At 75.7% G+C, this 14,023-nt stretch carries 9 protein-coding genes; all 9 read left to right on the forward strand.

The window, feature by feature from the left end:
• The first annotated feature begins 6 nt into the window (after positions 1–6).
• A complete protein-coding gene (locus ABZ016_RS19885) occupies positions 7–507 on the forward strand; it encodes a phage tail protein (RefSeq protein ID WP_356917939.1) in 501 nt (166 codons plus the stop codon).
• A complete protein-coding gene (locus tag ABZ016_RS19890) occupies positions 504–1,346 on the forward strand; it encodes a hypothetical protein (RefSeq protein WP_356917941.1) in 843 nt (280 codons plus the stop codon). Before ABZ016_RS19885 ends, ABZ016_RS19890 begins: the two co-directional genes overlap by 4 nt.
• Positions 1,343–2,164 (forward strand): hypothetical protein, encoded by an 822-nt coding sequence (locus ABZ016_RS19895; RefSeq protein WP_356917942.1) that lies wholly within the window; start codon positions 1,343–1,345, stop codon positions 2,162–2,164. The genes ABZ016_RS19890 and ABZ016_RS19895 overlap by 4 nt, the downstream gene beginning before the upstream one ends.
• Positions 2,165–2,177: 13 nt before the next feature.
• Complete coding sequence (locus ABZ016_RS19900; RefSeq protein ID WP_356917943.1) at positions 2,178–3,458, forward strand: DUF4255 domain-containing protein; 1,281 nt, start codon at positions 2,178–2,180, stop codon at positions 3,456–3,458.
• Positions 3,459–4,012: 554 nt separating this feature from the next.
• Complete coding sequence (locus ABZ016_RS19905; protein ID WP_356917944.1) at positions 4,013–6,085, forward strand: ATP-binding protein; 2,073 nt, start codon at positions 4,013–4,015, stop codon at positions 6,083–6,085.
• Positions 6,086–6,258: 173 nt separating this feature from the next.
• Positions 6,259–6,471 (forward strand): hypothetical protein, encoded by a 213-nt coding sequence (locus ABZ016_RS19910; protein WP_356917945.1) that lies wholly within the window; start codon positions 6,259–6,261, stop codon positions 6,469–6,471.
• Entirely contained in the window at positions 6,468–12,953 is a 6,486-nt protein-coding gene (locus ABZ016_RS19915; RefSeq protein ID WP_356917946.1) for a DUF4157 domain-containing protein, read from the forward strand. Before ABZ016_RS19910 ends, ABZ016_RS19915 begins: the two co-directional genes overlap by 4 nt.
• Positions 12,944–13,711, forward strand: coding sequence for a hypothetical protein (locus tag ABZ016_RS19920; RefSeq protein WP_356917947.1), 768 nt, complete (start codon positions 12,944–12,946; stop codon positions 13,709–13,711). Before ABZ016_RS19915 ends, ABZ016_RS19920 begins: the two co-directional genes overlap by 10 nt.
• A gap of 34 nt (positions 13,712–13,745) precedes the next feature.
• Entirely contained in the window at positions 13,746–14,021 is a 276-nt protein-coding gene (locus ABZ016_RS19925) for a hypothetical protein (protein WP_356917948.1), read from the forward strand.
• The last annotated feature ends 2 nt before the right edge of the window (positions 14,022–14,023 follow it).

Here is a 14,023-nt window from a genome sequence, read left to right on the forward strand (position 1 = left end):
GACGCCGTGGCCCAGTTCACCGTCAACACGCACCGCTTCGACCCGTACAAGAACATGAAGTTCCGGGTGAAGTGGGACGGCCGATATGTCGCCGGGGTGAGCAAGGTGAGCGCGCTCAAGCGCTCCACCGAGCCGGTCCAGCACCGCGAGGGGGGTGACCCCAGCGCGCAGCGGGTGTCGCCGAGCACCTGGAAGTTCGAGCCGATCACGCTGGAGCGGGGGGTGACCCATGACCCGGAGTTCGAGGCGTGGGCGAACCTGGTGCACTCCACGGACGGGGACGCGGCCATCTCGCTCAAGCACTTCCGCAAGGACATCATCATCGAACTGCTCAACGAGGCCGGGCAGGTCGCCAAGGCGTACAAGGTGTACCGGTGCTGGGTCTCGGAGTACCAGGCGCTGCCCGAACTGGACGCCAACGCGCACGCGATCGCGATCGAGCACATGGTGGTGCAGAACGAGGGGTGGGAGCGCGACCTCGACGCTCCCGAGCCGACGGAGCGGTGACCGGGGTGCGTGCGGCGGGGCCGGAGGCGCTGGTGCCGGGCGCCTGGGCGACGACTGCCGGCGCCGGGGTTGGCGAGCATGTCGTGCTGCCGTGCACCGGGATCGTGGTGGTGCTCCGCGAACTCACCGGGGCCGACGAGCGGACCGCCACCGGGACCTCCACCGCTGCGGCGCTCGCCCTGCTGGACCGGCTCGTCGTCGGCGCCGCGCCGCCCGCCGCCACCCTGCCGTCGGCCGACCGCGACCGCCTGCTGCTGGCCGCCCACCGCCGGGCGTTCGGCGACCGCGTCGAGGCCACCCTGACCTGCTGCTCGTGCGGGGACCCCTTCGACCTCGACTTCACCCTCACCGCCCTCGACGGCGCCCTGCTGCGCGACCGGGACCGCACACCGGCCGACGAGCACGGCCACTACCGGGCCTCGGGCGTTGGCGTGTTCCGCCTGCCCACCGGCCGTGACGAACTCGCGGTCGCCGACCTCGAACCGAAGGCCGCGGCCATCGCCCTGCAGGACGGCTGCGTCGTCGACGCCGGTCCCGACTTCGACGCCGACACCTTCCAGCGGGTCCTCGACGACATCGCCCCGCTGGCCGACCTCGACCTGGACGCCCCCTGCCCCGGCTGCGGGAACGTCCAGCAGGTCCACTTCGACATCCAGGACTGGTTCCTGTCCGCGCTGGTCGCGGACCGGCCGCGCCTGCTGGCCGATGTGCACCGGCTTGCCACGGCGTACCACTGGAGCCCGCGCGACATCCTCGGCCTGCCGCGCGGCGAGCGCCGGGAGCTGGTGACCCTGGTCGAGGCCGACGCCGCGACGGCTGTGGGGAGGCGGTGGACGTGAGCGAGCACCTGGAGCCCCATGCCACCGGCTACTTCGTACGGCTGGCCGGGCGCGCGGTGCGGGGGTGGGACGCCGCCGGGCCGCGCCCGGTCGTGGCCGCCCCGGCACCGGGGGCACCGGACGACCCGTTCGCCGAGGCAGTCACCGCTGCCCGGCCGGCGCCGTCCGCGCCGGTTGCCGCACCGGGCCCCGGCGCGGCAACCGAGCGCGCCGTCCCCGGACCCGGGGTACCCCCTCCGGCCGTCCCGCCGCCCGCGCCCGGGGTCACGCCGCTCCCGGCCGACACCCCCTCCGAGCCTGTCGCCCCGATCGGGCTCCGTCCCACGACTGCCGCCCCTGCACGGGACAACGCCCCGGATCCGGCGCCCCCGGCTGCCACGGTCCCGCCGCCCGCCCCGGCGCCGACCGCCGCGCCCGTCCTCGCCCCCGACACACCGGCGGTCGGGGACCCGGCTGAGCCGCCCGCCATCACTCCCCCGCCTGCCACCGACGCGGTGCACTCGCCCCGCCCCCAGGCGGTCGCTGACACCTTCTTCCGGGACCTGCTCGGTGAGGTGCCTCCACCCGCGCCCGCGCCGCACCCGCCGACACCCGCCGCACCCGTGGCACCAACCCTGCGCCCCACGCCGTCCGCGGTGGCGGAACCGCCGCATTCCGCACCGGAGATCGTCATCGGGCCCGTGATCATCGAGGTCGCCGCCGCGCCTCCGCCCCCGGCTCCGGAGCCCGCCCCGCAGGCCCGTCCGCGCGCCTCCGCACGTCCCACCGCGCTCTCGCCGGCCGCCCCGGTGCGCCGCACGGGCCTGGGCAGACGGTGAGGGGTGACGCACCGTGCTGCTCAACCTGTCCCTGGTCACCCGGACACTGCTCACCCTGCTCGACCGCGCCGTCACCTCGTCCGCCGAGTGGCCCGCCGGGACGACCCTCGACGCCTCGCCCGACCCGCCCGACCGTCTCACGGGGGACCGCACCCTCGGCCTGTACCTGTACCACGTCCAGGAGGACCCCGCGCGGCGCAACCAGCCCGCGCCCGGCGGGAGTCCACTGCCCGCCCGGTACACCCCGCTGCCGCTTCTTCTGCACTACCAGCTCACCTCGCACAGCGACCTCGGGGGAGGGCAGGGCGCCCTGGAAGAGCAGCTGCTGATGGGCCTGGCCATGAAGGCGCTGCGCGACGACGCCCGGATCACCGACGACACCGTCGTGGGCGGCACGGCCGTGCTCGCCCCCGCACTGCGCGGACAAGGCAACGTGCTGCGGATCACCCCTCGCACCGTGGAGCCGCAGGACGCCGTCGGCTACTGGACGGCCGGTCAGCACGCGGCGCGGGTGGCGGCTTACTACGAGGTCGCGACGGCGCTGCTGGAGCCGGCGCTCGCGCCCGCGCGGGCGCCGAGGGTGCTGTCCTTCGGGGTGCATCCGCGGATCGGGCCGGGGCCGCGCCTGGACGGGAGCGAGAGCACGGCGGTGTTCTCCGTGCCCGGTGAGACCGCTGCGCGCACGGTGCCGCTGAGCCCGGCCGAGGCCGCAGTGGGGGAGCAGGTGCTGCTGCGCGGGGCGGACCTCGCCGGTGACCGCACGGACGTCGTGGTGCACCACGGGCAGTGGGACGCGCCCGTGACGGTGGATCCGGCGGTGTGGGGGGTGGTGGCGCGGCCGGACGCGGTGGCCTTCACGGTCGCGGCCGATGCGGCGGTGGACCGGCCCCTGCTCCCGGGCGTGTACACCGTGGCGGTGACCACCGTGACACGGCGTCCGGGGGTGGGCGGTGCGCCGCCGCACGAGATCACCGCGAGTTCCAATCCGACGCCGTTCACCGTGGCACCGGCGGTGCGCGCGGTCGGGGCGCCGACGGCGCAGGGGCGGATCACCGTCACCGGCGGGCGGTTCGACCCGGCCGCGCTGCCTGCCGACGCGGTGCAGGTGGTGGTCGCGGGGCAGCGGCTGACCCGGCGGGCCACGGGGCCGACGGATCCGGGCGAGTTCCGCGTGGACGATGCGGAGCACCTCGAACTGCGACTTCCGCCGGGCCTGGTGAGCGGGGAGGCGGTGCCGCTGCGGATTGTTGTGCGCGGGGCGGAGTCGGGACCGCGGTGGGTGGTGGTCCCGTGACCGAGCGCATGGCGGAGGAGACGGCGGCGTGCCCGCCCGCGCCGGAGGACGACGTCACCGTCTCGGCGGGCGACGCGTCGCCGGTGCGCGCCGAGGCGGAGCGGTGCGTGGCGCCGGGCCGCGGGACGCCGGTGGATGGCGGGGCGCCCGCTGCGGGCGGTCGGTCTGCGCGGTGGAGTCACGCCGCCGATTGCGCCACCGCAACCGCCGACCGGCTTGCCGGGGTCCACGGGGTGGCTGATACCTGTGGGGGCGCGGGCACTCGGCGGGGCGTGGAGAGTGGCCCGGTTGCCGATCCGGTCGGGGCCTCTGACGGCGTTGCGGATGCAGGGTGGGCTGCCACCCGCCCCCGCCGGGTCGCGGACTCGCCCTCCGACACCGACGCAGGGCCGGATTCCGGCCGGGGCGCCGACACTCACCCGGGCGCGGACTCCGATCGGGGCTACGAGAGGCCGCGCGTCGGCGGCGTCGATCCGGGCGCGGACCTGGACCGGGCCGCGGTGGAGGCCGCCCTGCATCGCGTACGAGCGCATGCCGCGCTTCGGGTCGCGTGGTTGCGCGGCCTGTGGACGCAGGAGGGCCCGCCGGTCGGCCCGCATGGCGTCACTCACGCGCAGGCGGACGCAGCCCTGGCCGCCCTCGACGCCCCCGCCGCCGAGGCCGCGTGGCGCGCGGGCCCCGAGGCGGCCCCCCTCCGCGAGGTCGCCGAGGCCGCCGATCGGGCGGTGGCCCGCCTCCTGGACCCGTCCCCTTCCGACGCCGCCCGCCCCCGACTCGCCCGGCTGGAAAACGTCTTCGGCCTCGACGGCGCTGCACCCGCCCTGCGCGGGCTCCCAGCCCCCGCTCCCGCCCTCACCGAGCGTCCGGACCGCGACCTGCTCCACCTTGCGCTGGCCGTCGCCCTCGACCCCGCCCTCGGCACCCTGTGCGCCTACCTCCACGACCACCCCGAACGTCCCTGGGCCAGCGTCGAGTTGACCGCCCGTGTCTTCGGCCACACCACACCCGGCCCGATCTCCCCGGAGTCCCCTCTCCTCACCTGGCGCCTGGTCGACCGCCACGCGGCACCCCCCGGCGCGCCCGCCCCCGTTGTCTGCGATCCCCAGATCGTCGCCTGGTTGCTGGGCCGCGACCACCCGGACGCCGCATTGGTCGGAGCCCTCGAACCCGCCCCCCTCCGCGCCCCGCTGACCCACTGGCCGGTCGAGGCCACCGCCGAAGACGTCGCCCGCGTTCTCGCCGAGACCCCGGCCGCCCGTGTCCGCGTCGTGGTGCGCGCCCCCGAGGGATCCGGCCGCCGGACCTTCGCTGCGCTGGTGGCCGCCACCGCGGCCGGGCTGCCCGCGTTCGCCGTTCAGGGGGCGGACGGGCATGGGATGCCCGGGCCCCAAGGGCTCGACGTGCCGTCCGAAGCCGACGGCGAACACGTCCTGCGGGTCCACCGCCAAGCCTTCCTGGACGGCGTCGCCCCCGTGTGGCGTGGCACCCCGCCCCCGCACACCGCCGTGCCCGACGTCTTCCCGCTTCAGTTCGCCGCCACCGCCCCCGGCCGCCGCCCCGCCCCGCTCCCCGGAGTCCTCGACCACGTCGTCGACCTCCCCGCCCCCACCACCCCCGACCGGCGTCGCCTGTGGCACGATCACCTCCCGGCCGCCGGTTCCTGGCCCGACCTGGACCGTCTCGCCGCCCGCTTCCGCGCCACCCCCGGGGAGATCGCCGCCGCCACGGCGGCCGTCCCCGCCGACGCCGACGAGGCCGCCTCGCTCCTGCGCCGCGCGGGCGGAGACCGGGCCGGGGACCTGGCCCAGCTCCTGGACTGCCCGTTCACCGCCGACGACCTGGTCGTCCCGCCCCACCTGCGGTCCACCCTCGATGACCTGTGCTTCGAGGCGTCCCACCGGACGGCCTTCTGGGAGACCGACCGCGCCCGCCGGATGTTCCCCACTGGCCGCGCCCTGGCCGCCCTGTTCGCCGGGCCCCCGGGCACCGGCAAGACCATGGCCGCGCAGGTCGTCGCCGCACGGCTGGGCTTCGACCTGTGGCGGGTCGACCTGTCGACGGTGGTCAGCAAGTACGTCGGCGAGACCGCCGAAAACCTGGACCGGGTGCTCCGGCGGGCCGCCGGAGCCGACGTGGTGCTGCTGTTCGACGAGGCGGACGCGCTCTACGGACGACGCTCGTCCGAGATCCGGGACGCCCAGGACCGCTACGTCAACATGGACACCGGGCACCTGATGGTCGCCGTGGAGAACCACGACGGCGTGGTCCTGCTGGCCACCAACCACAAGGGCGCGATCGACCCGGCGTTCCTGCGGCGGCTGCGCTACGTCGTCGACTTCCCGCGACCCGATGCCGGGACGCGCCGGGAGATCTGGACCCGGACCCTCGCCGGGCTCCTCGACCCCGCCGACGCCCGCCGTCTGGAGCCCGACGTCGCCCTGCTCGCCGAGCAGGTGGAGACGACGGGTGCCCAGGTCAAGTACGCGGTGCTGGGCGCGGTGTTCGCGGCGCGGCGGGCCGGGGCGCCGGTCGCACGCGTCCATCTGCTGGCCGGGCTGAACCGCGAACTGGGCAAGGAGGGCAGGCCGCTCTCCGACCGCGACCTGGAACGGCTGGTGGGCGGATGAGCGACCAGAGGCCGGGGAGCGGCCCCGCTCAGGTGCCTGGGCCCGCCTCCGCGCGCGGCTCCGCCCCGGCAGCCGACCGGACCGCAGCATCAGGGCCCGCTGCCGTACGCGGGCTTGCCCCCGCACCCGGCCGGAGCCCGGCACCCCACCCCGCCTCTGCCTCCCGCGTCCTCGTGGAGGGGCTGACACTGCGCGTGCCCGCCATGCCGCCGCACGAGGCCCGCAGCCTCGGGGCGGAGGTCGCGCGCCGCATCGCCGCCGGGCTCGCCGCCCGCCCCGGCGCCGCACCCGCCCGCCCCCACCCGGACGGTGCCCGCATCCAGGTGCGCCCCGGCCCGGGCCTGGCCGCCCGGATCGCCGACGCCGTCCTGCGGAGCCTGCGATGACCGCCCGCGCCTCCGCCGCGCAGGCCCGCGCCACCGGCGCCCGGCCGTCGTCGCCCGCGCCCCGGCTCGCCTCCGCCCGCACCGGCCAGCGGCCCGCCGCCTGCGCCAACCACGTCGCCCTGGCCCGCGACGCCCACGAGGCCCGCGCCGACACCGTCGCCGACCGTGTCGCCTCGGGCATCCGCGGCGCCGACGCGCTGCGCGGCCTCGGCCGAGCACCCGTCGGCGGCTTCACCGTGCCCTCGGCCGGCCCCGGCGTCCCCCTGGACGCCACGCTGCGCCGCCACCTGGAAGCCGACCTGGGCGCCGACCTCGGCGCCGTCCGCCTGCACCGCGACGCCCGGAGTGCCGCCGCCGTCCACGCCTCCGGCGCCCAGGCCGTCGCCGCCGGTGCCCACATCCACTTCGCCACGGGCCGCTGGGCCCCGCACACTCCCCACGGCCGCCGGCTGCTCGTCCACGAGCTCGCCCACGTTCTCCAGCAGACCGGCGTCGCCGCCGCTCGGCACCGCCTCCGTGCCACCGACCGCACCGGCACCGGCCCCGCCCAGGCCACCCCGCGCCGCGACCGCGCGGCGATCCCGGGGGTCCCCGCCCCGCCGCAGACCGACGAGATCGTCCGCCGCCACCTCGCCGCGCACCCCTCCGGTTCCGCGCTGCACCGCGCCGCCGACGGCTTGCGTCGTGACGGTATCGGCCGCGACGCGCCAGCCGACCCGGCCGCCCTCACCGCCTTCTGCGACGCCTTCGCCGCCGAACTGCGCACCACCGACCCCGCCACCAGGGACGCCGACGCCCTCGCCCTCCGGGTCGACCTGCTCAAGCGTGGCGAACGCTGGGACGCCGTCAACGCCGTGCTCGACCGCCTCCCCACCCTGCGCACCGCCTACTACGACGCCCGCGTGCACACCGAACTCCCCGAGGAGAGCGGTGAGGAGTGGGTGGCCGGGGTGTGGGACGCCGACCCGCTATTCGAAGGCTTCCGGGCCGCGCGCTTCCTTGAGGTGTTCGTCCTTCCGCTGCTCGCCGCCACCCGCGACGTCCCGGTGTTCACCTCCGGCGGCCGGGGCGGCGGACCCACCCTGGACCAGCACGCCGAGCAGTCCCGTTCCCAGGTGTCCGCTCCCGGTGGTGCCCTATTGTCCCCCGAACGCGCCTACGCCGTCCTGGAGGCGCTGCGCCGCGCCGACGCGCTGCGCCTGGAGACGCTGTCCCGGCTGGCCGCCCGCCGTTTCGGCCCGGCCGTCCGCATCGCCCGGCTCGGCCCCGTCCAGCGCATGCTGCTGGCCGAGGACGTCGCCCGCTGGGCCGACGACCTCACCCACGGTCGGGGGTCCCTGGCCGCCGACGAGTCCCCCGAGACCCGCGCCGTCCTGCTGCGCATCGCCTCCGACCTGGTGCAGCGGGCGGTGGCGGCCGTACTGCTGTGGCGCGCGGCCCTGCGCCTGGACCGACTGCTCGCCGAGGGCGCCGTCGACCCGGACGCCACGCTCGGTGGCGATCCGGCCGTCGTACTGCGGCAGTTCGGCGAGTCCAAGCACTCCCGCCGGCTGCGCACTCCGCTCACCGAGGCCCTCCGTGCCTTCTTCCCGCTCCCGGGCACCGACCAGGAGCCGGAGGAGCCGTTCCCCGTCGCCGAACAGCTCCGTCGCGCTGCCGACCTCGACCGTGCGCTGATCGCGGCGAGCCACACCGGTGCCGAACTGCCGCTGCTCGCCGAACAGTCCGACGTGCGCCTGATGGTGGTGCTGGCGTGGGCCCAACTGCGGGTCTCCCGGCTGCGCGAGGTGGCACGCGGAGGCCCGGCCGAGGGCGCCGCCGCCACGGACCCGCAGGCCCTCCTGATGCGGCGCCTGCGGCTGGCCTCCGCCGTGCGGGAGCTGGCCGGGCGCCTGGGCTGGACCGATCTGGTCGACCTGGCCGACGCCGTCCTGCACGCCCGGCACACGGGGGAGACCCGCAGCTACCTCGTGCTGGACGGCGACTGGCGCCCGGACCCCGGACGGGTCACCCGGCTGACCGACGACTTCGGCGACCGCCCGTTCGGTGGCCTCGGGGGCTTGAACGCCGACCAGCTCGTGGATCTCTACCTGACGTTCCACTACGACGACGCGGTCCGCGCCCTCACCAGCCTCCGCGGCAGCCCGCCCCTCGCCACCGAGAGCACCCTGCTCCACGACGCCCTGGCTGCCCTTGGCCACGCCGACCTGCCCCAGCGCTGGGTCCTGGACGGCAGCTACGCCTACGTGCTCAACTCCGACGACACCACCACCACACCCTTCGAGCTGCTCCAAAAGCACCCCAGGAGTCAGAAAGCCTTCGGCCCCCACTTGGACAGGCTGCTGCTGCCCGACGACGCCAGGGTGTTCGCCTGGCTGCTGCCTCCGCTGGACCGCGTCGTCGACCGGCTGCGCCCCACCGTCTTCAGCACGCTGATCGCCACCGCGATCGCCCCCGAAGACCCCGACGTACCCGCCGCGCGTGCCCTGCCCCGGCAGGAATGGCTCGCCGCCTACGCCGCCCTGTTCACCACTGCCGACACCGCCGCCGCCCAGGCGGCCCTGGCCGAGCAGCTGGGCCGCGAGCGGGAGGCGGCGCTGGCCCGCTTCGAGGCCGAGGCGCGCCGCGTGTCCACGTACGAGCGGGGTGTGCGCACCGAACGCGAACTGCGGCCCATGCTCGCCGCGTACGACCGCCACCGCCAGGCCCGCCGCACCGGCGACCTGCCCGGCCGCCCTGTCGTCTTCGACCTGCCGCACCGGGTGCTCACCCGGCTCAACTGGCTGGTCGGGAACCTCGGCCCGCCCGCCGACCAGCCCCTGCACCTGGCCGCCGCCGTCCTGGAACTGGCCGACCTGCTGCACGAGAAGTTCGCCGACGCGCCGCGCTGGGACGTGGTCGCCGACTATCAGCCGGTGGTGCGCCAGGTGCTCGACCTGGTCTCCGGCGACGGCGCCGCCGCCCTGGTGCCGCTGCTGCCCGGACGCGGCGACACCGAGGCGGCCGTGCGAGCCTGGATCCTGACCCGGGCCGGGCTGCTCACCGCGCTGCTCGACGCGTTCACCGCACACCAGCGCGCCGGGCAGCGGCGGTTCGGCCTGGAGGCGGTGCGCGACAGCGACGGGCAGTTCCTGGTCGGCATCGGCCACGCCAACCGGATCGGGCTGAGCGACCAGTTCATCATCGACGGCGTCACCTGGGAGATCACCGAGGTCGCCACCCCGTTCGTCTACCACCCCCGGTACGGCGATCAGCCCAGTGTGCTGGAGCGCGCCGACGGCGGCGCCGTCACCGAACGCGTGCTGCTGCGGGTGCGGCGCGACGGAGTCGCGCTGGAGGTCACCCGGGACCGCGACGACCTGCTGGCCGCCCTGGCGCACGCCGTCACCATGGCCGGAATGGCCCGCCAGCTCGGCGAAGTCGCCAAGCTCCTCGAGCAGTTCGCCGAGACCACCATGGACCTGGCCGAGTTCGTGCCGGGCGCGGGCCAGGCGGTGATGATCGCCCGTCTGGTGGTGACCCTGCTGGAGTTCGTGAGCAGCCCGGAGTTCACCGAACTCGTCGAGAGCCTGTTCCGGGACCCCGGCGCGACCCTCCGCGAGTGGACCGATGTCCTGGCGGGCCTGCTGACCCCCGAGAAGCTGTGGGAGTACCTGCTCTTCGGCGAGCAGCACTTCGAGCAACTGCGCGCCGAACGCCGTCCCCCGCCGCCGAAAACCCCCGCCCGCGCCCCGCGCGGTCTCGGGCAGCGCGCCGCCCGGCTGGTCCGGCGGCTGTTGGCGGCGGGCCGCATCGTGCTGCGGGCGCTGTCACGGGTGCAGACCCGGGCCCGGTGGCGGATGGAGTACATGGAGCTATTTGTGCTCGGCCATCCCCTGCTGGATCGGGCGCTGCGGCTGGTCGCCGACCACCTCGACGCGGTCGTCGCGCTCGCCGGGCACGGCCTGCACCTGGCCGCCGACTGGGAAGAGGCGGTCGACGGGTTCGCCGACCAGGTGGTCTCCACCGCCCTGGCGGTCGCGGACTTCGAACTGCCCGACGAGATCATCCCCACCGGCGAACTCATCGGCGTCCTGGTGGAACTGGTCGTCGCGCGGCTGCCGCTGAAGTTCCGCACGGGCACCCGGACCGTGCTCGCGCTGCTGGACCTGGTCGGGCAGCGGCAGGCGGTGTACGACGCGGTGGCGTCCGCGATCCCCGAGCAGCTCGACCCCAACGTCTACTGGCGCCGGGAAATGCGGCCCGCGCTGTCCGGTCCGCTGACCGCCGCCCGCGACGACCTGGCCGCCGGAATCTTCGACGTGCTCGCCCGGTTCGACCTGTTCGCCGGGCGCGTCGACGCACTGCGCGCCAAGCAGGGCCGGCTCACCGACCAGGGCCCGGTCGTCATCCGGTCGGAGGACCCCGCCGCCACCGCCGAGGCCGAGGAAGCCGAGGCCAAGGAACGCGACGTCGCCCCCGCAGCTCCCGCGCCCGGTGACGCCGCGCCCGGCGCCGCGCCGCTGCTGCGCGACGACACCGCGCCCGCCGCCGCCCGGGTGCCGCTGCGGCTCCCCGCCGAGACCGGACGCCCCCTGTCCACGGGGCTGCGCCGCGCCTACGAGCGCGGCTTCGGGCAGGACTTCCGGCACGTCCGGGTGCACACCTCGCCCGCCGCGGCGCGGGCCGTGGGCGCGGTCGGCGCGTCCGCGGTGACCTCCGGGAGTCATGTCTACTTCGCGTCCGGCCTGGCCCCCGCGCACGGCGGCGCGGGCGGCCGGGTGCTCGCCCACGAACTCGCCCACGTGGTCCAGCAGGCCGGCAGCCGTCCGCTCGGCCTACGCGCCCCCGCGGCACCGCGCACGGGCACACCCGGCGCCGGGCTGGTGGTGGACCCGCGCGGCGAGGCGCGCGCCCATGGAGTGGCCGAGCGCTGGGCGGCGGGCGCCACGGGTGGCGGGCTGGGCCGTGCCGCCGGCCCCGGCACCGGCCGCCCCGGCGGACCGCAGCCCACGCTGCCGCTCGCAGTCATCCGCCGCCTGCTCGACGTGGCGACCACCACCGGCGACGTCGAGCGCGACGCCGAACACGCGGCCCGCCCCGACCGCCCGCCGCCCGAGCAGATCCGCGACCTGCTGCCCAAGAAGACGTTCCTGTCCGAGTTCGAGAAGGCCCTCCCCGCGATGACCTGCACGGGACGCCTCGCCGACGCCGAGGTCGCCACCGTGCTGCGCCGCCATCTGCACAGCAAGACCGGCCCGCAGATGGCCGCCGTGGACCGCTCCTTCAACGACATCCTGCGCGACTCCGTCACCGAGCGCCGCCGTCCCGGACCGGCCGCGGGCACCCGCGGCCAGGCCCCGCCGCGCGTATGGGAACTGGACCGCGACCGCTTGAAGGTGGCCCTCGCCCGGGTGCTGTTCGCCGAGACCGGGGTGCTGCTGTCGGTGGAGTTCGCCGCCGCGGTCGAGGGCCGCCCCCCGCAGGTCGCCTCGCTGACCGCCCGTTATGTGCACCTGCCGTTCGTGCACGGCAACAGTGACCTGTGGAAGATCGCGCTGCGCGGCGTGCTGGAGGGCGAGCGCCACACCAGGCTGCGGCCTCGGCTCACCGCGCACCTCGCGGGCCTCGGCACGTCCGACGGCGTGTGGCAGCGCGGCCGGTTCCGGATCAACCCGGCCGTGGTCGAGGAGGTGGAGCGGATCGTGAAGGTGTCCCGGGACCCCCTCACCCCGGCCGAACTCCCCGACAAGCGCGACTACCTGAAGTCCAGCGGGCCCGGGAACGACATCGGCCTGCGCCTGGCCACCTACGGGGAGCAGGCTCCGCCCGGCCGGGAGCGCGACTCCCACCACATCACCCAGTTCCTGCTGCTGGAGTACTTCACCCACCGGACCGCCAACCCCGCCACCCGGCCCTTCCCGCTGCTGTCAACCGCCCCCCGGGCTTACCCCGGTCTGAGCCCCGGCGCCAACGGCCCCATCGAGATGAAAGCCGCGAACCACAAGCCGATGGACCTGGCCGGCCTCGCCTGGGAGCGCGGCTGGGAGATGCCCACCATCAGCCTGGCCCGGGTCACCCACCGCACCGGCCGCCTCCACCTGAGCGTCCGCGACGGCGACGAGGCCAACCTGCACGCCGAGGCGCAGAGCGACGTGGTGCACGGCTTCTTCCGCGGCGCGCTGCCGCTCGCCTACCGCACCGCCGAGGACGCCGGACCTGCTGCCTTTGCCCAGTACACGGCCCGCACACCCGGCGGGCGCGCTGCAGTGGCCGGGCAGATCAGGGGAGCGATGCTGACCACCTACCACGAGATGCGCTCCCGGATGGAGCCCCGCCTGGGCGATGCCCTGGCCACCGTGGAACGCGGCTACTTCAACGACCTGGCCCGGCTCAAGGGCGTCCCCGACACCGGCCACATCACCGTCGACGAGATGGCGAAGGTGAAAGCCCTCGCCGTCCGGCACGCTCACACCGTAATGAGCCAGTGGGGGTGGGACTGATGACGGCCACCGGCTACAGCCGCACCCCCAAGCTCCTCAAAGGCGCCCTCATCCAGTTCTCCGCGCCCCTGCTGCTTCCCATCCCCAACGTCATCGCATTCCAGTACAACCCCGAATCGCTGACCCGTACCCTCAAACCCTGGGCCCCGCCCGGCACCGAGGACCCCGCGCACCCGCAGTCCGAGCAGCAGCGCGACCAGGCCCACGGTCGCGCTCAGCCCTACGACCCGCAGGAGGACTTCACCGTCGTCCTCGACCTGGACGCCACTGACGCCCTGGAGACACCCGAGTCCCACCCGGTGGCCGTGGTCTCGGGCGTCGCCGACCGGATCGCCGCCCTGGAGATGCTGCTCTACCCCGCCAAGGACAGCGGCGGCTTGGGCGGCCTGCTCAGCGGGTCGGTGTCCATCGGCGTGGGCGGCATCAGCCTCGGCGGTTCGGCCCAGGCCGAGGTGGTGCCCAGCCCCAAGGTCCCGGTGGTGCTGTTCTTCTGGGGCCCCGGCCGGATCGTCCCCGTACGGCTGACCAGTTTCACCGTCGAGGAGCAGGCGTTCTCCCCACTGCTGTACCCCGTGCGGGCGAAGGTCTCGGTCGGCATGCGGGTGCTCACCGCGGACGCCTTCGCCGACGAGGAGGAGACCGCGGAGGTGCGGATCGCCAAGGCCGCGTACACGTTCACCCGCAAGCAGAAGGAGGTGCTGGCCACCCTGAACCTCGCCAACACGGTCGAGTCGGTGGTGGGCATGCTGCCGCTTTGACCACCGCCCCGCCCGCCGCCACCGAGGAGCCGCCGTGCCCGAACCGCCCAGCCGCTACGCCCACGTCCCCACCTACACCGTCACCGACCACCGCGGGCGCACCGTCGAGGTGCTGTCCGTCCCCGCCGCGCCCGTCCAGGCCCTGGCCGGTGTGCACTTGGCTCGCGACGGCGAACGCCTGGACCACCTGGCCGCCCGCTACCTCGGCGACGCCACGCTGTGGTGGCGCATCGCCGAGCGCAACGACGCGATGACCACCGCCGCCCTGGCCGAAGCCCGCGAGATCGAGATCCCGGTGCGGAGAGGCTGACC

Origin of the sequence: Streptomyces sp. NPDC006372 (assembly GCF_040612515.1) — a bacterium.
Lineage (GTDB): Bacteria > Actinomycetota > Actinomycetes > Streptomycetales > Streptomycetaceae > Streptomyces.

What these genes read in the sequence shown, in the direction of transcription:
- ABZ016_RS19915 (WP_356917946.1), top strand. Translation starts at nt 6,468, where the DNA reads ATGACCGCCCGCGCCTCCGCCGCGCAGGCCCGCGCCACCGGCGCCCGG.